The following is a 21,425-nucleotide window of genomic DNA, read 5'->3' as shown; positions in this document are numbered from 1 at the left end:
CGGCCCGGCGTCGCCCTGCAGCCGCGACTATAGACGTCCCGGCAAGCCTGCCTCGTCGTGCCAGGACCGGCCAGCCGAGGATTCACCCGGTCCGGCCGAGCCCGGAGGGGGCTGGCCCCAGCAGGACGGCCGACGGTCGGCGCGCGAGAATGGGTCATGCCTGGGCCCCGACGGCCGATGGGAGCGATGTGGCTGACCTCGACCTGATCGATCCTCCTCCCGCGCTGCCGGCGGACGTCCTCAGCCCGGAGGCGCTGCGCTGCGTGTACCAACCGCTGGTCGACCTCGACTCGGGGGCCAAGGTCGGGCACGAGGCGCTGCTCCGCGGCCCTCGGGGCAGCGCCTACGAGTCCCCCGTCGCCCTGCTGGACGGCGCCCGCGCCGGCGGGCAGCTGGCCGAGCTCGAGCGCCTGTCGCTGCGGCACTCGCTGGCCGCCGCGAGCGCGTGGCACTCCCCCACCACGCTCTTCGTCAACGTCGAGCCCTCCACTCTGAGCCAGAGCCCTGAGACCGTGCTCGACGCCCTCGCCCGGCGGGGACCTGGGGTGCAGGTGGTCGTCGAGATCACCGAGCGTGCCCTGGCGGCTGACCCGGCCGGCATGCTCGCCCTGGCCGAGCGGCTGCGTGCCGCAGGGTGCGCGATCGCCCTCGACGACGTCGGCGCGGTTCCCGAGTCGCTGGCCTTCATCCCGGTGCTCCAGCCCGAGGTCGTCAAGCTCGATCTCGGCCTGCTGCGCAGCGTCGAGGACATGCGGACCATCGCGGTCGCGGGCGCCGTCCGTGCCTACGCCGAGTCCACCGGGGCCGAGGTCGTCGCGGAGGGGATCGAGACGACCGCGGACCTGACCCGCGCGCTGGTGCTGGGCGCGACCCTCGGTCAGGGCTGGTACTGGGGCCGACCGGGTGCGGCGTTGCACGAGACCCACCACGAGGCCTCGAGGTTCGAGCCCAACCCCGTGGCGCAGCGACTGCGCGCTACCCCGTTCGAGCTGCGCGCGACCGGCGCGCTGCGGCGGGCGCCGAAGCACCTGCTCCTCCCGCTGTCCATGACGGTCGAGCAGACGGCACGGCAGGCCCGGGTCCCCCCGCTGCTCCTCGCGTGCTTCCAGGACGCGCGCCACTTCACCCCCGCGACGGCACGACGCTACGCCCAGCTCGCTGCCGAGCTCCCCCTGGTCAGCGCCCTCGGTCGCGACATGCCGCCGACTCCTGTCCCCGGCGTGCGGGGGGTGGGGCTCGCCGCCTCGGATCCTCTGGCCGACGAGTGGACCGTCGTGATGCTCGGCGCCCACGACGCCGTCGCGCTGGTGGCCCGGGACCGCGGGGACGGTGGCGCTGACCGCGACCGTGAGTTCGACTTCCAGGTCACCTACGACAGGGCCCGCGTCACGGCCGCAGCCCAGGCGATCATCGGTCGCATCCCGCCGGCGTGACCCCTACTGCTCGTTCGGCGCACGACGGTTCCGGGTGCCGAGGCGCAGCGGGGACGCGAGGAACTCGCCGAGGGTGACACCTGCGGCGAGCCCCAGACCGATCATCGCCGCACCGAGAAGGACGGTGGCCCCCACGATCAGGCCGGCCTGGGGGTCGTTGACGATCTGGAACATCCCTCGGTAGACGGCGAGCCCCGGGAGCAGCGGCACGATGCCGCAGACGGAGGCCACGATCGCCGGGACGCCGAACCGCGGGGCGAAGGTCTCGCTGAGGAAGCCGACGACCAGGGCCGCGACCGCGCCGGCCACTGCGGGCCCGATGCCCGAGCCGAGCAGGAGGGTGCTGACGATCCACGCGATCGCCCCGGCCGCCCCGGCGACGAGGACCGCCCTCGGGCGCGCGTACGAGGCGATCGCCCAGGACAGCGCGACGACCGCCGCCGCGAACCCCTGGAGGAGCAGGGGCGTCGTCGTCGGGGGTACCTGGATGACCTCGAGCTGCACCCCGGCCCGCCGTGCGATGTCGAGCACGCCACCGATGCCCACGACGATGCCGAGGGTCAGCACGACCACCTCGAAGGACCGCGCGGCGGCCGTCAGCGGGAAGCCGCTCAGCGCGTCCTCCGCGGCCCCCACGAGCGACAGCCCTGCCAGGAGGACGACGATGCCGGAGGCGACCACCAGGGCCGGGGGCAGCACCTCGAGCTCGACAGGCAGGTGCGGGACCACCACCAGCAGCGCGACCGCGACGGTCGTCACGAGCCCTGCACCGACGATCTGCACGTAGAACGGGGGCAGGCCCCAGCGGGACAAGGCCCACGTGACCCGGTCGATCGCCGCTGTCGTCGCACCCGCCACGAGGGCCACGCTCGCCCCACCGCCGAGCAGCAGCGCGACGCTTCCGGCCAGGGCGGCGAGGGCCAAGGTCACGACCCAGCGCCGGTAGGAGCGCGGGGCCGCGATGACGCTGTCGAGCTCGCCGTGCGCCCACTCGAGCCGGTCGACGGCGTCCTCGCCGCTGAGGTCGTCCCCGGCCACCTCGTCGGCCACGGCGATCACCCCCGCGAGCCTGCCGTAGTCGACGACCCGGTCCCGCACGAGGCGCATCACCGTGACCGGCGCGACGAGGACCCCCCGGTCGTAGGACACGGTGATCGCGGTGAACGTGAGCTCGACCTGGCACCCGTCGAGGCCGAAGGTGCGCACCACCCGCTGGATGGCCGCGGTCACGTCGGCCGCCGCGGCCCCGAGGGACAGCATGGCCTCACCGATCCGCAGTCCCAGCTCGAGGGCTCCGCGAGCCACGATGTCGTCGATCCCCGCGTCGTAGGCCCTGGCCCCCACCTGGATGCCCTGAGACCCGCCCATCGCCCGACGGGCGAGCTGCCGGACCTCCCACCGTCGACGCATGGCGCGAGCCTATCTGCGCTCCGGCGCTCGGGCCCGAGGCGGTCGGCGTGGCCCGCCGGGGATGCCGACCGGTCGGCTGGACCGACGTCCTGCGGTGGTGCGGCGGGCTGACGCGGTCGAGGGGCATCGCGCCCCGGTCCTGACCGGCAGCTGACCGGATCGATGTGGAGGTCCTGTGATTCACCCGTACAGACCCTTGAGTTCGGGATCAGACGCGCCGACCTCCTCGTTACGGCTCGCAGTGGATCCCCCCACCCGACTCGACCGTGACTCGACGACAGCAAGGAACCCCCGCATGACGGAGCAGGCCCCCGCGCCGATGACCCGGCGCGAGCTTCGCCTGGCCCGCGAGGCCGCCTCGGCAGCGGCGACCGACCGCACCGCGCGCCCCAGCGCGGCTGCGACGCCTGCCTCGGCCCCCGCCGCGCCTCCCGCGCCCACCACGCCTGCCGAGCCGGCCGTGGTGCGGGCTGCTCCCCCGGTCGCGCCGACGCCCCCGCTCACCCGCCGGGCCCTGAGGGAGGCCGAGCGCGCCGCCTGCCGTGCGCCCTTCGCCGTCCTGCCCGCCCTTCCCCTGCCCGGGCCTGTCGCGGGTGCGGCGCATCCGACCCCGACCCGGCCGTCGGTCGGGCGTCCCCGGGGCGACGGCCGTCGTCGCGCCGCCCGTCCGCCGCGGTCCCGCGCAGCGATGCTCTCCCCCGTCGCCGCGGCGGTCGCCGCTGGTGCCCTGCTGACCTCCGGCCTCGTCCAGGCGAGCGCCGACCACACCGCGCGGGCCCAGGCCGAGGCCGTGGAGTCCGCCGAGGCGATGCGGATCGAGGAGGGCGAACGTCGGGCCCGGGTCGACCTCACGGCGGCCTCCCGGCTGACCGGCCAGGCGGCCGCCCACGCCGCCGACCGACGGACCGAGGCCCTCGACGCCGCTCTGGCAGCGGTCCAGGACGCCGACTCGGTCGTCGCGACCGCGACCCCCGTCCTGAGCGACGAAGCCCTCGCGACCCTCGACCAGGCCGTGGCGGACCTCACCGAGCTGATCGACCAGAGCCCCGACCCGGCCGGACTCTCGGCCACGGCCTCCTCGACCCTCCCCACGCCGGGGACGGCCTCCGGTGCCTCCACCGGCGCAGGCACCACCTCGGTCGCCGAGGCTGCCGGCGCCGAGCCCGCCCCGGAGACGGCCGCGGCGGAGGCCCTCGAGGCAGCCCGGCGGGCCCCCGCGACCTCCCGGTCCTCGGCCACGCGCACGCCGACCCCGGAGACCACCACGGCGCAGGGCCCGACCCCGGACGAGCAGCCCGTCGATGCAGAGACCGCGGTCGAGCTGCTGGATCTCGAGGTGAGCGAGCGGATGGAGGCTGCGGCCGAGCTCGTCTCGTCCCTGTCGGCCGATGTCCGGGCGAGCGCCGACGCGGCCATCACCGAGGCGCAGGCCCGCGAGGCCGCCGAGGCAGCTGCGGCGGCCGAGCTCGCCCGGAAGGTGGCTGCCGTCGAGGCAGCACCCAACGGGGCGATCCCGACCTCCCTCCTCTGCGAGCCGGAGTCCGCGCCCGGGGAGCTCCTGCGGTGCGACGCCGCCGAGGCCCTCGACCGGCTCAACGAGGCCTACCGTGCCGACGTCGGGCGCGATCTTGACGTGGTGAGCACGTACCGCACCTTCGCCGAGCAGGCCGCTCTGCGGGAGTCCCGCCCGTCGCTGGCCGCACCGGCGGGCAGCTCGAACCACGGCGCCGGCATCGCCGTCGACTTCGGTGGCTTCGGAGGGCTCGGGGACTTCAGCTCGCGCAACTACCGCTGGATGGTCGAGAACGGCGCCGAGTACGGCTGGTACCACCCGCGAGTCATGCAGCCCGGTGGCAGCGGCCCGCTCGAGCCGTGGCACTGGGAGTACGGCACCGACGGCTACTGACCGCGGTCACGCCTGCCCCAGCCTCAGTTCCTGACCTCGAGCCCGCCCATGATCGCCGTGACGTGGATCGTCAGGACGGGGGCGTCGGGGTCTGCCGGGGGCGCGGTCTTGTCCTCCCACCCGGCCAGCACGGGCAGGCCGCCGATGACGACCCGCCAGGTCGGCGGGACCTTGACCTCGACGCCGCCCCAGAGCGTGAAGATCGACAGCTCAGCCGTCTCGACGATCCCTGCGTGCCTCAGGTCGAGGTCGACCCCTCCCATCACTGCGCTCAGGCTGCCGCCCCGGAAGTCCTGCGAGGTGCTCCGTCGCTGGGTCCCCCACCACATGACCGCGGCGTTGACCGTCTGGTCGTCCGCGCCGCGCGAACCGACCCGGGTCAGGAGCGACAGACCCACGAGGATGATGACCACCGGCCACAGCACCTCCCAGAGATCGAGGTCGAGGAGGTCGAGGGTGATCAGCTGGAGCAGGACTCCGAGACCCACGACGACGCTCGGCCCCGCCCAGGCCCGGGGAACGGTCAGCAGCGCAGCGAGCCCGACCGCGATCACAGCCAGGGGCCACCAGGTCCGGACCAGCTGGCCGAGGCTGACGTCGACGACGCCGGCCTGCCCGAGGAGTGCCAGGACCCCCGCCGCGACCAGGAGCGCGCCGAGGAAGACCTGCGGCAGCGGACGCCCCGCCTGCGATCGGGCGGACTGAGGAGAGGGCTGGGACATGGGCTCACGCTAGCGCCGCCGGGTGCCGCCCGGGGGCGGTCTGCCCGGGCTCCTCGACCCTCTCCACGCGGCGCGGACGGGCGGAGGGAATGGCGACGCTGCGCACGCCGTTCTCCTCCACCGTGGACCTCATGACCCGCGCGGCCCTCGTCGCCGCCCTCCTCGCGGTCAGCGCCCTGGCGTGGTGGGCGCTGACGACGCGCACCTCCCGCTTCCGTCCGGCTCGCCACGACGGGGGCGATCTCCTGACGGCGCAGCAGCTCGGGAGTCCCCTCGGTGCGCGGGCGACCCTCGTCCAGCTCTCGGCAGCCACCTGCAGCATCTGCCCACGGGTGGCCGCAGTCCTGCGCTCGACCGCCGCTGGTCTGCCGGGGGTCGCGCACGTCGAGCTTCGGGTCGAGGACCGCATGGACCTGGTCGAGCGCTACGGTGTGCTGCGGACCCCCACCGTCCTGCTGCTCGATGCGGACGGCGGCCTGGCCTCGCGGATGTCGGGCCCGTTGGACCGGGAGACGGCCCGCGCCGCGATCCACGCCGTGACGGGCGCGGCCCCGACCGACAGCACCGCACCGACCGCAGGAGAGCGCCTTGACTGAGACCGGGATCGACCCTCGGGGACCACGCTTCGGCGCCGGCGTCATGGCGGGCCTCCTGGTCGTCACCCTGCTGCTCGGTGCGGGACCAGCGGCGACCGCTGCCCTCGCGGTCGCCGCACTGCTCTTCGCCGTCGGTGCCGTCCGCGGAGCCCAGGGCACCGTGCAGGGCGTCGTCTTCTCCCGCTGGATCCGCCCCCGGCTCCGTCCGACCGCCGAGCGCGAGGACCCGCGTCCGCCGCGCTTCGCCCAGGTGGTCGGGCTCGTGATCACCGGGAGCGGCGTGGTGCTCGCGGTCCTCGGGCTCGACGCAGCGGTCCCCGTCGCGGCCGGCGTCGCCCTCGTCGCCGCGTTCCTCAACGCGGCCTTCGGGTTCTGCCTCGGCTGTGAGATGTACGTGCTCGGCAGGCGGGTGCTGCACCGGGCCTGAGCGAGGGCTACCGAGCGGGGTCCACGACGACCTCGATCCCCGAGCGCAGCCGCGCGTCTCGAGAGCCTGGGACACGTCGTCGAGGACCAGCTCGACCGGGCTCTCCCCAGGCCTGGGAGCGGGGGTGGTTCCTCGGTCACGCGGAGGTCGCCGACCCCGTCCAGGCGCGCTCCGCGCATGAGACCTTCCTCACTCGTGCCGGCACGACGAGCGTGGGCTGAGCAGGGCGGCACGACGTGGGACCTGGGTGAGCCGGTGCACCGGTCGGCCCGAGAGGACAGCGCGCGCACCAGCCCCCACACTGCTGGGCATGCGCACCGTAGGAATCGAGGAGGAGTACCTCCTGCTGAATGCCGAGGGAACCCCCGTCGCGTCGAGCGGGGCTGCGATCAAGGCCATCACCCCCAGCCCCCGCCCGCCGGGCACCCCCGCACCCTCGACCGACGGCCCCGGTGTCGAGGTCGAGCTCACCCAGGAGCAGCTCGAGTCAGGGACCCGGCCCCGCACCGAGCTCGACGATGTGCTGGACGAGGTGCGGCACGCCCGGTCGCGGGCCGAGCGCGCGGCGCGGGGAGGCGGGGCCCGCATCGCGGCCCTGGGCACGTCGCCCGTGGCGGTCGAGCCCACCACCTCGCCCGACCCTCGGTACGAGGAGCTCATCCGCCGGTTCGCGCTGACCGCCCGGGAGCAGCTGACCTGCGGGTGCCACATCCACGTCGGGATCGACTCCGACGAGGAGGGGGTCCAGGTCCTCGACCGGATCGGCCCCTGGCTCCCGGTCCTCCTGGCCCTGAGCTCCAACTCGCCGTTCTGGCACGGCGCCGACAGCGGCTACGCCAGCTACCGCTCGCAGGTGTGGAACCGGTGGCCGAGCGCGGGCCCGACGGCGCAGTTCGGTTCGGCAGCGGCCTACCACGCGGCGGTCGAGGACCTGGTCGCGACGGGCACGATCCTCGACACGGGGATGGTCTACTTCGACGCACGACTCTCGGACCACTACCCCACCGTCGAGATCCGGGTGGCCGACGTGTGCCTCGACGCCGAGGATGCGGTCCTCGTCGCGGCGCTCGCCCGGGGCTTGGTCGACACCGCGGCCGCGGACGCTGCTCGCGGGCGGCCGGCTCCCGCGGTGCGGGTGGAGCAGCTCCGCGCGGCGACCTGGCGCGCCGCGCGGTCCGGCCTCGGCGGGGAGCTGGTCAGCCCGTCGAGCCTGCGCCCCGTCACAGCCCACCAGGCGGTCGCGGAGCTCGTGGACCATGTCGCCGACGCCCTGGATGCCAGCGGCGACCTCGGTCGGGTCCGCGAGCGGGTCGCCCACCTTCTCGCGGGCGGCACCGGAGCCGAGCAGCAGCTGCGCTGGCTCACCGAGACCGACCTCTCCGGGGTCGCGGACCTCGCTGCACGGCGCACCGTCGGCTGACGGTCTGCAGGCCGCTCCACGCACCTCAGCGCGGGGGCAGGAGCCGCCGCACGCGGTCCAGCCGCTCGAGCATCTCGCCGGGTACCCCGTCACCGAGCTCTGCGAACCACCGGCTGGTCAGCTCGACCTCCGTGGACCACTCCACGGGGTCCACCGCGAGCACCGCCCTGAGGTCGGCCTCGGGCAGGTCGAGGCCCGAGAGGTCGAGCGACCCCGGGGCCGGCAGCAGCCCGACGGGGCTCGGCACGGCCTCGGCCTCCCCCAGGACCCGACCGTGCACCCAGGCCAGGACGCGCGCGTTCTCGCCGAACCCGGGCCACAGGTAGCTGCCGTCCTGATCCTTGCGGAACCAGTTGACGCTGAAGACGCGCGGAGCCGCGCTCCCGAGCCGTGCCCCGACCTCGAGCCAGTGCGCCCAGTGGTCCGTCATCGCGTAGCCCGAGAAGGGCAGCATCGCGAAGGGGTCGCGCCGCAGGGCCCCGACGGTGCCCTCCGCGGCAGCGGTCTGCTCGGAGGAGACTGTCGCGCCGAGCAGCACGCCGTGCGCCCAGTCGGTGGCCTCGGTCACGAGGGGAATCGTGCTCGCCCGGCGCCCGCCGAAGAGGATCGCGTCGACCGGCACCCCAGCGGGGTCGTCCCAGTCCGGGGCGAGCGTCGGGCACCTCTCGGCCGCCACGGTGAACCGGGAGTTGGGGTGTGCCGCGGGCCGCCCGCACCCGGGGGTCCAGTCCTGGCCCTGCCAGTCGACGAGGTGAGCAGGGGGGTCGGGGGTCATGCCCTCCCACCACACGTCGCCGTCGTCGGTCAGGGCGACGTTGGTGAAGATCGTGTCGCTCGCGACCATGCGCATCGCGGTCGGGTTGGTGCTCTCCCCGGTGCCGGGCGCGACGCCGAAGAAGCCCGCCTCGGGGTTGATCGCGCGCAGCCTCCCGTCCTGTCCGTCCCTGTCAGCATCCCCGGCGTCCCCGGCGCCCGGCGGGAACATCCAGGCGATGTCGTCGCCCAGCGTCTCGGCGCGCCAGCCGGGGAGGCTCGGGGTCAGCATCGCGAGGTTCGTCTTGCCGCAGGCCGAGGGGAAGGCTGCCGCCAGGTGCACCGCCCTGCCCTCGGGGGAGGTCAGCCGCAGCAGCAGCATGTGCTCGGCGAGCCAGCCCTCGTCCCGCCCGATGGCCGAGGCGATCCGCAGCGCGAAGCACTTCTTCCCCAGCAGGGCGTTGCCCCCGTAGCCCGAGCCGTAGGACCAGATCTCGCGGGTCTCGGGGAAGTGCGCGATGTACTTGGTCGCGTTGCAGGGCCAGGGCACGTCGGGCCGCCGCGTCCCGTGCCCGTCGAGCAGGGGGAGACCGACGCTGTGCACGGCCGGGACGAACGCACCGTCGGTCCCGAGCTCGGTGAGCACCGCCTCCCCCACGCGGGTCATGACGTGCATGCTCACCACCACGTAGGGCGAGTCGGTCAGCTCGACCCCGTAGCGTGCCAGGGGCGAGCCGACGGGCCCCATGGCGAACGGGACCACGTACATGGTCCGCCCGCGCATCGAGCCCGAGAACACCTGCTCGAGCTCGGCGCGCATCGCTCCCGGCGCACGCCAGTTGTTGCTCGGTCCGGCGTCCTCCTGCCGCTCGGAGCAGATGAAGGTCCGACTCTCGACGCGGGCGACGTCGTCCGGTGCGGATCGTGCGAGGAAGCTGCGGGGGCGCTTGACGGGATCCAGCCGCAGGAACGTGCCGTCACGGACGAGCAGCTCGCACAGCCGGGAGTACTCCTCGTGCGAGCCGTCGGCCCAGACGACGGTGTCGGGCCGGGTGAGCTCAGCCATGGAGGCGACCCACGCGTGGAGAGCCGCATGTCGTGCTGTGCCGCCGAGCCCGCCGGCCGTGGCGGTCGTGCTCACCTCCTGGCCAGCACGCAGGGACCGGTCGAGGCCCGTCGTCGCGGGGTCGGCCGAGCCGGTCGTGAACCGTGGGCGGTCGAGCGTGGTCATCGTGTCCCTCTCGTCGGCGGCGCCCGGGACGGGCCGTGTGCTCGACGATCCTCGGAGTGTGCGCCTCCTTCAACGGGTCCCGTACGACAAGAGTCGTCGTTCTTTCGCTATCGTCATGAAGATGGTCGATTCGTCACCGTCGAGGCCCGTCATCGCGCTACCCGCCGTCGGCGATGCCGCACCGCCCGAGGCGGCAGGGCTGACCCTGGGGCGGCGCATCCGGCACGTCCGCACGCTGCGGGGCATGACCCTGGACCAGCTCGGGGCTGCGGTCGGGAGCGGCGCCAGCCAGCTCTCCTTGGTCGAGAACGGACACCGTGAGCCTCGGGTCTCGTTGCTCCAGGCGATCGCCGCTGCCCTCGAGGTCCCCGTGGCGGAGCTGCTGGCCCCGGAGCCCCCGACGCGACGAGCAGCCCTCGAGGTGGCTCTCGAGCGTGCCCAGCGCAGCACCCTCTACGCGGGGCTGGGACTGCCGCAGGTCCGTCCCACGAAGGGCACGCCCACCGAGGCCCTGGAGGCGATCGTGGGTCTGCACGCCGAGCTCGACCGGCGGGCGAACGCAGCGATCGCCACCCCTGAGGAGGCGCGCCGGGCCAACACCGCGCTCCGGCGGTGGATGCGTGAGCGGAACAACGAGCTGCCCGAGATCGAGGACCTCGCCGAGGAAGCCCTGGGTCACGCCGGCTACGTGTCCGGGGCCCTGACCCACCGTGCCGTCGCACGCATGGCTGAGCACCTGGGCTTCACCCTCATCCATGTCGATGACCTCCCGCACTCGACGCGGACCGTGACCGACCTGGCGAACGGACGGATCTACCTGCCTCCCGCGTCGATCCCCGGCGGGCACGGCCTGCGTTCCCTGGCCCTGCAGGCCATCGCGCACCGGGTCCTCGCGCACTCGACCCCCCAGGGCTATGCCGACTTCCTGCGGCAGCGCGTCGAGATCAACTACTTCGCGGCGGCCTGCCTGCTGCCGCGCGCGGCAGCGGTCGCCTTCTTGACGGACGCCAAGCGGGCCAAGGACCTGGCCGTGGAGGACTTCCGCGACGCCTTCGGCGTGACCCACGAGACGGCGGCACAGCGGATGACGAACCTGCTCACCACGCATCTCGACCTGCGCCTGCACTTCCTGCGGGTCGGGGACGACGGTGCGATCTACAAGGGGTACGAGAACGACGGACTGCCCCTTCCCACGGACGGCACGGGGGCGATCGAGGGCCAGCTCGTGTGCCGGGCGTGGCCCGCCAGGATGGCCTTCACCCGCGGGGACCGCACCACCGAGCACCACCAGTACACCGACACCCCGGCAGGGACCTACTGGTCCTCGACCCAGACGGGGGTCGCCGCGGCCGGGGGCTTCGCGATCAGCGTGGGCGTGCCTTTCGGGTCGGCCAAGTGGTTCCGTGGTCGGGAGACGACCACGCGGACGACGTCACGCTGCCCGGACCCGACGTGCTGCCGGACCCCTGCCCCCGAGCTCGCCGATCGCTGGTCACCTCACGCCTGGCCGAGCGCGGCGGTCCACGCCCAGATCCTCGCGCCGCTGCCGAGCGGGACGTTTCCCGGGGTGGACGAGACGGAGGTCTACGCCTTCCTCGACCGGCACGCCCACCGCTGACCGGACGGGGTCACCGAGCCGCAGCGCGCTGGTACTGGCGCACGGTGAGCGGGACGAAGACGAGCAGCAGCAGGACTCCCCAGAGCACGGTGTACAGCACCGGGTTCTGCAGCGGCCAGGCCGTCGGTGGGGGTGTGCCCGGGATGACGTTGCCGAAGAGCTCGCGCGCGGCCTGGGTGACGCTCGAGACGGGGTTCCACTCGGCGAAGGTCCGCAGCGGTCCGGGCAGGTTCTCGGAGGGGACGAAGGTGTTCGCGATGAAGGTCAACGGGAAGATCACCACGAAGGACGCGTTGTTGAAGACCTCGGGGGTCCGGACCAGGAGACCGACGTAGGCCATGATCCAGCTGACGCAGTAGGCGAAGAACAGCAGCAGCGCGTAACCCAGCAGGGCCTCTCCCACCGAGCTGGTGATGCGCCAGCCCACGGCCAGACCGGTCAAGGTCATGATCAGGATGGTCAGGACGTTGTTGACGACGTCGGCCGTCGTGCGACCCACGAGGACCGCCGAGGGCGCCATCGGCAACGAGCGGAAGCGGTCGATGATGCCCGTCTTGAGGTCCTGGGCCATACCGGACCCGGTGATCGTCGCCCCGAAGATCATGGTCTGCGCGAAGATCCCCGCGATGAGGAACTGGCGGTAGAGCGCCGGGTCGACCTCGGCAGCCCCCGGCAACGAGATCGAGCCGCCGAAGACGAAGGCGAAGAGCAGGACGAACATGATCGGCGAGACGATCGAGCCGACGAGGAGATCAGGGACACGCTTGATCTTGATGAGGTTCCGCCGTGTGACGGTCCAGCCGTCCACCAACGCCTGCCCTGGCCCGGTCATGACTGCTCCTCAGCGGTCGTCGACGCCTCCGCCTCGTGCCCGGTCAGGCGCAGGAACACGTCGTCGAGGGTCGGACGGCGCAGGCCGACGTCCAGCACCTCGACCTGTGCGGCTCCGAGGACCCGGAGCGCCTCGACCAGGGCACCTGTGCCCCCACGCACCGGCCCGGTCAGTGTCCGGGTGTGCTCGTCCACGGCGACCTCCCCCTCGCAGAGCGGTCTGAGAGCCTCCCGGGCCGCGCCGATCTCCGACGAGGTGCCGACCGTCACCTCGAGGCGCTCGCCACCGACCTGGGCCTTCAGCTGGTCGGAGGTCCCCTCAGCGATCACCCGGCCACGGTCGATGACCGCGATCCGGTCCGCGAGACGGTCGGCCTCCTCGAGGTACTGGGTGGTGAGCAGCAGGGTCGTCCCCGAGGCGACGAGCTCGCCGATCACGTCCCACATGCCGAGCCGGCTGCGCGGGTCCAGACCCGTCGTCGGCTCGTCGAGGAAGAGCACCTCCGGCTCGGCGACCAGGGCGCCGGCGAGGTCGAGCCGCCGACGCATGCCGCCCGAGTATCCGCTCACGGGGCGCCGAGCCGCCTCGGTCAGGTCGAAGCGCTCGAGCAGCTCCCAGGCACGTTCCTTGGCCCGCCTCGCCCCGAGGTGGTAGAGCCGACCGACCATGTCGAGGTTCTCCAGGCCCGTCAGGTTCTCGTCCACCGCGGCGTACTGGCCCGAGACACCGATCCGGCGGCGCAGCTGCTTGGCCTCCCGCACCACGTCGAGGCCCAGCACCGTCGCCTCGCCCTCATCAGGCACCAGGAGGGTCGTCAGCACACGGACGGCCGTCGTCTTGCCTGCACCGTTCGGGCCGAGCAGCCCGAGCACGGTGCCCGCCTCGACCTCGAGGTCGAGACCGTCCAGGGCGTGCAGCTCTCCGTACTTCTTGACGAGCCCGTGGGCCGCGATCGTCGCCATGCAGAGCAGTCTGCACCCGAGCACCGACACGCGGCGCGGATCGACGGGCAGGACAGCTCCACGCCCCGGTGCCACCGGTCCGTCAGCGAGCGTCCCAGCCGGGCACCCCGCTCAGGGCGTAGCCGTCGCCGACCTGGTCACGGGTGACCACGCTCAACGTCCCGTCGCTCTCGAGCACCACAGCCGCGACCTGGTCGAACCCACCCGCCCCGGTGGCGCGCACCGCCTGGCGCACCTCGTCGAGGGTCAGGCGCTGGCGTCTCATCGCGGTCGTGTCGGGGACGCCGTCGCGCAGCACGAGACTCGGTCGGGCCGTCACCACCGACCGACCTCCGGGCAGCCACGTCGTGGCCCACGAGACCGCGAGCTGGAGCCCTGCGAGCAGCGCGAGAGCCACCACGCCCTCGGCCCAGGAGACGTCCGCGCTGAGCAGGATCGTCGCGAGGGTCGAGCCGAGGGCCACGGTCACGACCAGGTCGAAGGCGCTGAGCTTGGCAAGGGTGCGTTTGCCCGAGACCCGCAGGAGCAGCACGAGCGCCGCGTAGGCCGAGGTCCCCACGAGGACCACCCGCGCGAGGTCCGACCACGAGTCCCACCACATCGACGTCCCACCTCTCCTGAGCGGCGCGTCGTCGGCGCGCCCGTCCTCGGAGCATGTCAGGCCCGGTCGACGCCCGCGCGGCGTCAGCCGTCCGCGTCGAGGTAGACCCAGCACCCGTCCTCACGGACGAACCGACTCACCTCGTGCTGGCTGCCGGCCCCCGCAGCACCGCGGTGGTGGGCGCGGAACTCGACCGTGCCGGTCTGGTCGAAGGGACCACCCCCCTCGGTGTGCAGCACGTCGAGCCTCGTCCACCGCACCTCGGGGTCGACATCGACCACGGGCGGTCGTGTCGAGGAGTGCCACGTGCGTGCCAGGTGCTCGGCGTCGCCGAGGGCGAAGGCGGAGTAGCGGGACCGCATGAGCTGCACCGCGGTCGGCGCCGTCACGGCCTGACGGTGCAGCGGACCGCAGCACTCCCCGTAGGTCTCACCACTCAGGCAGGGGCAGCGCGCGGTCTCCACATCCACCAGTATCGACGCCGTGACGTCATCGTCCACCGGATCCCCGACCGGACCGCCACCTGTCCCGCAGGACGACGGGCCCGGACTGGTGCGCAGGCTCGGCACCCTCGACGCCGTCGTGATCGGGCTGGGCTCGATGATCGGCGCAGGGGTCTTCGTGGCCTTCGCCCCGGCGGCGCAGGCTGCTGGCTCCTGGCTGCTCCTCGGGCTCGCCGTCGCCGCACTGGTCGCCTACGCCAACGCGACCGCCTCCGCGCAGCTCGCGGCCCAGTACCCCACGTCCGGAGGCACGTACGTCTACGGGCGCGAGCAGCTGGGCCCGTGGTGGGGGTTCGTCGCCGGCTGGGGCTTCGTGATCGGCAAGACGGCGAGCTGCGCCGCGATGGCGCTCGCGTTCGGCGCGTACGTCGCGCCACCCGGCTGGGAACGAGCCGTGGCCGTCCTCGCGGTGCTCGTCCTCGCGGCGACGAGCTACCGAGGGGTGACCCGAACCGCACGACTCACCAGGATCATCGTGGCCGTCGTGCTCCTGGCGCTCACCGTCGCCGTGGTCACGAGCCTCGCCGGCACCACCCCCGCGTGGTCGAACCTGGCACTCGGCGACGAGGCACCGGGGACGTACGGGGTGCTCCAGGCGGCTGGGCTGCTCTTCTTCGCCTTCGCGGGGTACGCCCGCATCGCGACGCTGGGCGAGGAGGTCCGCGACCCGGGCCGCACCATCCCCCGTGCCATCCGGCTGGCCCTAGGTGTCGCGGTGGCGGTCTACGCCGTGGTCGCGGTGACCCTCCTGGTCGTCCTCGGCAGCGACGGGCTCGCCCAGCAGGCCGACCCGGTGGCCGCCGCCGTCGAGCAGGGCACCTACGCCTGGGCGTCGCCCGTGGTGCGCGTGGGAGGCGCGGCGGCTGCCCTGGGGGCTCTGCTCGCACTCATGACGGGCATCGGACGCACCACCCTGGCGATGGCCCGCGAGGCGGACCTGCCTCGATGGCTGGCCGCGGTGCACCCGCGCTACCGCGTACCGCACCGGGCCGAGCTGGTCCTGGCCGGGCTCGTCTGCGCCCTGGTGCTCACCGTGGACCTCCGTGGCGCCATCGGCTTCTCCTCGTTCGGGGTGCTGGTGTACTACCTCGTGGCCAACCTCGCGGCCGCGCGCCAAGGCACCTCCTTCCGCCGGTCCCCCAGGGTGCTGCAGGTGGTCGGGGCCCTGGGGTGCGCGACCCTCACCCTGACCCTCCCGCTGGGCTCGGTCGTGGCCGGAGCCGTGGTCCTGGTCGTCGGCGCGCTGCTGCGCGGCGTCGGCCGACGAGCAGCCCGCCCCTGAGACCCGTGCGGCGGTCAGGCCGCGCGGCGCAGGACCCCCGCGGCGAGTGGGTCGACCAGGTCGTCGACCACGGCGGCGACGGCGAGCGCCTGGGCCGCGAGGAGGCCGTGGCGCAGCTGGTGGGGCGCAGCACCGGGGGCGCTCCGGACCACCTCGGCGGTGACGTCGAGGACCGCCACCATCTGCTCCCGGAGCAGGTCCGCGGTGTGCGCGGCCCACGCGGCCACGTGCATGGCCCCCGACCACTCACCGGTCTCCCACTCGACGGATGCCAGGTCGTCGAGCGTCAGTGCTCGGCGCCGGATCGACTCGCAGAGCTGCTGGACGCCCGCCCCCCGCGGTCCGTGCGCCCCGGTCGTCTCCACGACCACCCCCGCATGCCCGTGCATGTGCCGCCACGGTCCGGCCAGGGTCTGAGCAGCCCGTGCCGGCGCCGCAGGGCCGACCCACTCCTGCGCGACCGCACCGGCCGCCGCAGCAGCCGAGGCAGGCAATCTCCCGCACCCCGGCACGTCGACGGTCGCCGGGTCCGGCCAGGGGTGCGCCTCGGTCACCACGAGACGCACCACGTCCGCGACGGTGCCGAGCCGGCTCAGGGCCAGGGTCACGCCGTGCTCGGGCCCGTCGCTCGCGACCCGGGTCAGCTCGTCGACGGTCGAAAGCCCAGCGGCGTCGGCCGCCACCACGCTCTCCCACGCGGTGGCGACAGTCGGCGCGTCGAGGTCGAGAGCGTGCAGACCGAGGTGGGTGACCCCGCGATCGGTCAGGCGGAAGACGCCGCTCAGGGTGTCGAGCAGCTCGACCGCGCGCGGCTGGCAGGCGGCGTCGCTCGCCAGGACGGTGGGGCTCGAGAGCGTGTACACCATGCGCCGTGCTCCTTCCTCGATGGGCGTCGTCCGGCGTCCTGCGGGCCGTGCTCGTCAGGCCGGCTGGTCGGCACCGCGCGAGCTGCGCAGCGCGTACACGGCGTAGCCGATGACGACGCCGAAGCACACGGCCGGCACCACGTAGGAGAACGCGGCGCTCGTCGCGTCGATCAACGCCCCCTGGAGCAAAGGTACGGTCGCTCCCCCGACGATGGCCATCACGAGACCGGCGGCGCCGAACTTGGTGTCCTCCCCCAGGCCCTGGAGGGCGATGCCGTAGATGGTCGGGAAGAGCAGCGACAGGCAGGCGGACAGCGACACGACGGCGACCGCGCCGACCAGGGTCGGCGCCGTGACGGCCACCAGGCACAGGACGACACCGAGGCAGCACATCACCAGCATGAGCACGCGACTGTCGATCCGACCCATCAGCCCGACCATCACGAAGCGGAAGACGAGGAAGACGAGGAGGCTCGCCTGGAGCCAGGCTCCTTGCTCGCTCGGCGTGGCGTCCACCGCCTGCGCGACGTACGGCAGGGTGAAGGTCCAGATGCACGTCTGGGCGGCGACGTTGAAGTACTGGGCGACGACGCCGAAGCTGTAGTGCCTGTTCTTGATCAAGCGCGAGATGCGTGAGCCTGAGCCGCGCGGGTCGACCACGTAGGTCTGACCGACGGGCTGGTCCGGGACCCTCACGACGGCGATGGCCACCCAGATCAGGACGAGCACCACGGCCAGGCCTACGTAGGGGGTCATGACGGCCGTCAGCTCGTCGCTGCGGACCGCCCGCAGCTCTGCCGCGGAGAGCGCCGCCCGCTCCTCGGCAGTTGCGCTGCTGAGCTGAGGAAGGATGAGCGTCGCCGCGAGGAGGACGCCGAGGTTGGTCCCGACCGGGTTGAAGGCCTGCGCGAAGTTCAGGCGCCGCGTCGCGTTCTCGACCGGGCCCATCGACATCACGTACGGGTTGGCCGAGGTCTCGAGGATGGACAGCCCCGCGGCGAGCGTGAACAGGGCCGCGAGGAAGACCCCGTAGACCATGACGTTCGCGGCCGGGATGAACAGGAGCCCGCCCACGGCGGCGAGCCCCAGACCGAGCAGCACCCCGAACTTGTAGGTGAAGCGGTGGTTGATGAAGGCCGCCGGGATGGCGAGCAAGAAGTACGCGCCGTAGTACGCCGACTGGACCAGGGTCGACTGCAGGGTGTCCATCGAGAACACGGTGCGGAACACGCTGACCAGCGGATCGGTCATGTTGGCGGCGGTGCCCCACGCGGCGAAGCACGCCACCACCGAGATGAACGGCAACCGCATCCCGGGGTGCAGGAAGGGCCGACGCCCGCCGGTCTCGGGCTCGGTCGTACCCCCGTCGTCCTCCGACGTGCTCGCCGGTCCGTGTCCCGTCATCGCAGGCCCCCTCGCCCGATGTCCTCAGCAGTCAACCAGAGGGCACCCGGGGGCGCGCGTCGGCCACGTCAGGCGACGCCGTCGGCCGTGACGGTCGCACCGTCGGGCACCTGGGCCGACGATCCCGCGTCGGTGAGTTCGGCCTGCCCGACCACGACGACGTCCCGGCCGAAGGTCCAGTCCCCGCGCACGGTCAGCGCCGAGGCCCGGGCGAGGGACGGGGTGCTCGGCAGGCGAGCGTCGAAGGCCGCGATCGTCTTGTAGTGCTTCGGGTCCAGGTCGACCAGGGGGGCGTCCACGGTGGCGACGAGGCGGTGCTCCTCGGTGCTGCGGTAGACGTCCGAGCGCAGGACGAGAAGGTCGTTGGTCGTCTTGACCGGCAGGAACCTGGACCGGTCGACCTCGAGGACCGCCGCGCCGTCGAAGACCTCGATCGCGGCTCCCATCGCGGACTCGATCTGCACCACGGGGGTCGACGAAGGGTCGGTGGGGTCGACCGTCTTGTCGTTGCGGATCAGCGGCAGGTCGAGGACCCCCCCGGTGCGCTCGAGCTCCTCGGCCAGGGCACGCAGGTCGAGCCACAGGTTGTTGGTGTTGAAGTACGGGTGGGTCTCGATGTCTGCCGCCGCACTGGCGTCCTCGGGAAGGGTCTGCGCCGTCTCGCGCAGGATGATCCGCCCGTCGGAGCGGCGGACGACCAGGTGACCGCCCTTGCGGTCGGCGGGGGTACGGCGCGCGACCTCCGACGCGAAGGGCGCCCCCGAGGCGGCGAACCAGCCGGCGATGCGGGCGTCCGGAGCCGCACCGAGGTTGTCCGAGTTCGAGACCGAGGCGTAGCGGAAGCCCGCGTCGAGCAGCCTGCCCAGGGTGCCCGAGGCGTAGAGGGCCGCGTACAGGTCCCCGTGGCCGGGCGGGCACCACTCGAGGCTCGGGTCGGCGGGCCACTCGACAGGGGTGAGGTCTGCGGTGCGGAGCTTGGGCTCGCGGTTCTGCAGGAAGTCCAGCGGCAGGTCGTCGACCGCGAGGTCCGGGTAGCGGGACAGCGCTTCGAGGGTGTCCTCCTGCGTGCGGAAGCTGTTCATGAGGACGAGCGGCAGGCGCGCGCCGGTCTCGGCACGGGCGGCGAGCACCTGCTGCGCGATGACGTCGAGGAAGGTCTGGTCCCCCCGCACCCGCAGCAGCGACTTCGCCCGGTCCATGCCCATCGAGGTGCCGAGGCCGCCGTTGAGCTTGATGACGGCGGTGACGGCGAGGGCCTCGCGCGCGGCCTGCTCGTCCACCTCGAGGTCGGCCAGGTGCGGGACGTCGCGCAGCGGGGCGACGTCGGTCTCGGGGACCACGCCCGTCTCCCCGGACTCGAGGAGCCCGTAGAAGCGGGAGAAGACGTCGATCGCCGTCGGGGCGACCCCCGCCTCGGTCATCTTGGTCCGGGCCTGGGTCAGTCCGTCAGCAGTCATGGTTGGAGCGTAAAGGTGAGTCATGGGATGTCGCCAGGGCAGGAGCCGCTACACGTGCATGGCGACGACGACGATGATCGTGAGCGCCAGTCCGAGCCCGCCGAGGATCGTGCCGACCACGGCTGGCACCACGTGGTCGGCCCGTCGCGTCTCGTACTGCCGCAGCCCGAGCAGACCGAGGCCGACGGCGAGCAAGGACGCCGGCGCGGCGACGACCTCTCCGACGACGGGCACCACCGACCCGACGAGGCCCACGATGCCCGAGGAGAGGGCCCACTCCCCTGCCCTGCCCTGAGGTGCTCCGTGCTGGTCCTTGTGACTCATCGACGGTGCCGCTGGTCAGGGCAGGGTCGGACGGGAAGTGCCCCGTCGCAGGGTGCCGTCGTCCGTGGGCAGCACGCGCGCGAGCACATCGGCCAGCGTCACGACGCCGAGGACGTCCCCGTCGGCGCGGATCACCGCGAGGTGCGCGTTGGTCGCGCGCATCCGCGCGAGCGCCTCGTCCACGGGGGTCTGTCATCGAGCCCGGGTCTGTCAGGTGGTGCGTGCAACGGGTTCTCCTGGCGCATCGACGGACGACGGGGTCCGGGTTGCGCCATCGTAGACGAGGTCCCTCACGTGGGCGGTGGAGGGAGGATCCGTGGCGCTGGGCCCCGGACCCGGTCCGGCCCGGTACGAGACGAGGGGACGTACGACGCCTACCGGGTCGCGTCGGCCCCGCTGACCGTCGTCCGGCTCGTGGTGCCCCCGTGCCACTCGAGGAGCATGAGCGCTGCGTCGTCCTTGATGGTCCCGCCGGTCGCCTCGAGGAAGGCGCGGGAGAGGTCCTGCGCGACGTTGCGTGGATGCCTGTCGGCGGAATCCCGCAAGAAGCCGGCAAGGTCGAAGGCCGCGGCGCTGCGCTCGAACATGCCGTCGGTCATCAGCAGGAGACGGTCCCCCGGCAGCAGGCGCAGGTCCTGGTGCTCGAAGGCGCCGGGGCCGATGCCGAGGGCCGGGCTGCGGGCTGGTACGACCTTGGTCACCTCGTCACCGCGGAGCAGCAGCCCCCCGGGATGACCGGCGTTGATCAGCCGGACGGTGGTGCCCTCCTCGGAGGGGTCCTCCGTCGTCACGGCGTGGTCGAGGGACGCGTGGACCGTGGTCAGGTCGACCTCGAGCAGGATCCCCGTGACGAACTGCCCGGCCTCGGCGTGGTCGACCATGGCCTGGTGAGCTGCCTGGGCCTGCTCCGCGAGCGTCGCGCCGCTGCGTCGGGCGTTGCGCAGGGCGTTGACCGTCAGGGTGGCCAGGAGTGCTGCGGTGACGTCGTGCCCGACGGCGTCGGTCAGGCTCGCCGTGAGCCGGTCGCTCGAGGCGACGTAGTCGAAGGTGTCCCCACCGGCGCTCGCCGAGGGCTCGAGCCAGCCAGCCAGGGTGAACGCCCCGCCCTCGCACACGAAGGCCGCCGGCAGCAGACGGCGCTGGATCTCCATCGTCAGCGCGAAGGGGGTCGACCGCATGGCGGTCTGGTAGACGTCCGTGTGCCGCTGGTTCGCGATCACGACGTACCCGAGGGCGTGAGCCATCGCGCGCAGCTGGACGGCGACCTCCTCGTCCAGGACCGCAGCCTCGGACGGCGCCGCGGCACTCGCCCAGCTGCTGTCCTCCGGCAGGTCCACGACGAGGACGCCCAGGGCGTCGCCGCGGACGGTGACCGGCACATAGGCGCACCGGTGCTCCGCGTCGGTCTCGATCCGTTGGGTGCGCCACGCCCTACCGGGGATGGTGGAGTTGAGGTCCTCCCGCGCGGCGTTGTCGAGATGGTCGATCAGGGCGTTGCCACCTGCATCGGCGATGAGGAACGACACGGCCCCCGTGCCGAGCACCCGTCGGAGCTCCTGCGTGGCGGTGAGCACCGCCGCGGCCGGGGATGCGTCCTCGGCCGCGACCAGCAGCTTGGCCACGTTCACATCGGGTGTCGTCACGTCCCGAGGATGTCATGGCACCCGGACTCCACACG

General features: G+C 73.2%; 20 protein-coding genes. 7 read left to right on the top strand and 13 right to left on the bottom strand.

The features are described from left to right. The first annotated feature begins 188 nt into the window (after positions 1-188). Positions 189-1,433, top strand: a complete 1,245-nt coding sequence (locus tag J4G33_RS01015) for a sensor domain-containing phosphodiesterase (RefSeq protein ID WP_208054033.1) — start codon at positions 189-191, stop codon at positions 1,431-1,433. Positions 1,434-1,436: 3 nt separating this feature from the next. On the opposite strand, the gene J4G33_RS01010 is transcribed toward J4G33_RS01015, so the two are convergent. Then, positions 1,437-2,843, bottom strand: coding sequence for a threonine/serine exporter family protein (locus J4G33_RS01010; RefSeq protein WP_208054032.1), 1,407 nt, complete (start codon positions 2,841-2,843; stop codon positions 1,437-1,439). A 295-nt stretch (positions 2,844-3,138) separates the two neighbouring features. Here J4G33_RS01010 and J4G33_RS01005 point away from each other — a divergent pair, with 295 nt between their 5' ends. Next, positions 3,139-4,749, top strand: a complete 1,611-nt coding sequence (locus tag J4G33_RS01005; protein ID WP_208054031.1) for a M15 family metallopeptidase — start codon at positions 3,139-3,141, stop codon at positions 4,747-4,749. 23 nt (positions 4,750-4,772) lie between these two features. On the opposite strand, the gene J4G33_RS01000 is transcribed toward J4G33_RS01005, so the two are convergent. Then, complete coding sequence (locus J4G33_RS01000) at positions 4,773-5,471, bottom strand: LiaI-LiaF-like domain-containing protein (RefSeq protein WP_208054030.1); 699 nt, start codon at positions 5,469-5,471, stop codon at positions 4,773-4,775. An 89-nt stretch (positions 5,472-5,560) separates the two neighbouring features. Here J4G33_RS01000 and J4G33_RS00995 point away from each other — a divergent pair, with 89 nt between their 5' ends. From J4G33_RS00995 to J4G33_RS00985, 3 genes are all read left to right on the top strand, one after another. Continuing rightward, positions 5,561-6,067 carry a thioredoxin family protein gene (locus tag J4G33_RS00995; protein ID WP_208054029.1) on the top strand — a complete coding sequence of 169 codons (507 nt, stop codon included), beginning with the start codon at positions 5,561-5,563 and terminating at the stop codon, positions 6,065-6,067. Further along, positions 6,060-6,494 carry a DUF4395 domain-containing protein gene (locus tag J4G33_RS00990; RefSeq protein ID WP_256436015.1) on the top strand — a complete coding sequence of 145 codons (435 nt, stop codon included), beginning with the start codon at positions 6,060-6,062 and terminating at the stop codon, positions 6,492-6,494. Before J4G33_RS00995 ends, J4G33_RS00990 begins: the two co-directional genes overlap by 8 nt. A 310-nt stretch (positions 6,495-6,804) precedes the next feature. Beyond that, positions 6,805-7,914 (top strand): carboxylate-amine ligase, encoded by a 1,110-nt coding sequence (locus J4G33_RS00985; RefSeq protein ID WP_208054028.1) that lies wholly within the window; start codon positions 6,805-6,807, stop codon positions 7,912-7,914. 25 nt (positions 7,915-7,939) lie between these two features. Here J4G33_RS00985 and J4G33_RS00980 read toward each other — a convergent pair whose 3' ends face one another. Continuing rightward, positions 7,940-9,898 carry a phosphoenolpyruvate carboxykinase (GTP) gene (locus J4G33_RS00980; protein WP_208054027.1) on the bottom strand — a complete coding sequence of 653 codons (1,959 nt, stop codon included), beginning with the start codon at positions 9,896-9,898 and terminating at the stop codon, positions 7,940-7,942. Positions 9,899-10,013: 115 nt separating this feature from the next. Here J4G33_RS00980 and J4G33_RS00975 point away from each other — a divergent pair, with 115 nt between their 5' ends. Further along, positions 10,014-11,516, top strand: coding sequence for a helix-turn-helix transcriptional regulator (locus J4G33_RS00975; protein ID WP_256436014.1), 1,503 nt, complete (start codon positions 10,014-10,016; stop codon positions 11,514-11,516). A 10-nt stretch (positions 11,517-11,526) separates the two neighbouring features. Here the strand turns inward: J4G33_RS00975 and J4G33_RS00970 are convergent, their stop codons facing one another. From J4G33_RS00970 to J4G33_RS00955, 4 genes are all read right to left on the bottom strand, one after another. Then, positions 11,527-12,348: an ABC transporter permease gene (locus J4G33_RS00970; RefSeq protein ID WP_208054026.1), complete on the bottom strand. Its 822-nt coding sequence runs from the start codon at positions 12,346-12,348 to the stop codon at positions 11,527-11,529. Beyond that, positions 12,345-13,310 carry an ATP-binding cassette domain-containing protein gene (locus J4G33_RS00965; RefSeq protein ID WP_208054025.1) on the bottom strand — a complete coding sequence of 322 codons (966 nt, stop codon included), beginning with the start codon at positions 13,308-13,310 and terminating at the stop codon, positions 12,345-12,347. Before J4G33_RS00965 ends, J4G33_RS00970 begins: the two co-directional genes overlap by 4 nt. Positions 13,311-13,392: 82 nt before the next feature. Beyond that, positions 13,393-13,911, bottom strand: a complete 519-nt coding sequence (locus tag J4G33_RS00960; RefSeq protein WP_208054024.1) for a DUF421 domain-containing protein — start codon at positions 13,909-13,911, stop codon at positions 13,393-13,395. An 83-nt stretch (positions 13,912-13,994) separates the two neighbouring features. After that, positions 13,995-14,375, bottom strand: a complete 381-nt coding sequence (locus tag J4G33_RS00955) for a YchJ family protein (protein ID WP_208054023.1) — start codon at positions 14,373-14,375, stop codon at positions 13,995-13,997. A gap of 85 nt (positions 14,376-14,460) precedes the next feature. Here J4G33_RS00955 and J4G33_RS00950 point away from each other — a divergent pair, with 85 nt between their 5' ends. Further along, positions 14,461-15,696 (top strand): APC family permease, encoded by a 1,236-nt coding sequence (locus J4G33_RS00950; protein ID WP_256436030.1) that lies wholly within the window; start codon positions 14,461-14,463, stop codon positions 15,694-15,696. A 14-nt stretch (positions 15,697-15,710) separates the two neighbouring features. Here J4G33_RS00950 and J4G33_RS00945 read toward each other — a convergent pair whose 3' ends face one another. The 6 genes from J4G33_RS00945 to J4G33_RS17680 all read right to left on the bottom strand — a co-directional run bounded on the left by J4G33_RS00945 (position 15,711) and on the right by J4G33_RS17680 (position 21,390). Then, positions 15,711-16,562: a hypothetical protein gene (locus J4G33_RS00945; protein ID WP_208054022.1), complete on the bottom strand. Its 852-nt coding sequence runs from the start codon at positions 16,560-16,562 to the stop codon at positions 15,711-15,713. A 54-nt stretch (positions 16,563-16,616) separates the two neighbouring features. Continuing rightward, complete coding sequence (gene fucP / locus J4G33_RS00940) at positions 16,617-17,966, bottom strand: L-fucose:H+ symporter permease (RefSeq protein WP_208054021.1); 1,350 nt, start codon at positions 17,964-17,966, stop codon at positions 16,617-16,619. Positions 17,967-18,034: 68 nt separating this feature from the next. After that, on the bottom strand, positions 18,035-19,423 hold the full coding sequence (locus J4G33_RS00935; protein ID WP_208054020.1) for a UTP--glucose-1-phosphate uridylyltransferase: 1,389 nt from the start codon (positions 19,421-19,423) through the stop codon (positions 18,035-18,037). A gap of 48 nt (positions 19,424-19,471) precedes the next feature. After that, positions 19,472-19,747 (bottom strand): hypothetical protein, encoded by a 276-nt coding sequence (locus J4G33_RS00930; protein WP_208054019.1) that lies wholly within the window; start codon positions 19,745-19,747, stop codon positions 19,472-19,474. Between the two features lie 15 nt (positions 19,748-19,762). After that, positions 19,763-19,930: a CBS domain-containing protein gene (locus tag J4G33_RS00925; RefSeq protein WP_307793632.1), complete on the bottom strand. Its 168-nt coding sequence runs from the start codon at positions 19,928-19,930 to the stop codon at positions 19,763-19,765. Positions 19,931-20,121: 191 nt separating this feature from the next. Continuing rightward, positions 20,122-21,390, bottom strand: coding sequence for a PP2C family protein-serine/threonine phosphatase (locus J4G33_RS17680; RefSeq protein WP_208054018.1), 1,269 nt, complete (start codon positions 21,388-21,390; stop codon positions 20,122-20,124). Between the last annotated feature and the right edge of the window lie 35 nt (positions 21,391-21,425).

The sequence above is a fragment of the Actinotalea soli genome, from assembly GCF_017565425.1.
Classification (GTDB): Bacteria; Actinomycetota; Actinomycetes; order Actinomycetales; family Cellulomonadaceae; genus Actinotalea; species Actinotalea soli.
Note: the sequence above shows the minus strand (reverse complement) of the source record. Positions and strands in the feature narration are given on the sequence as shown.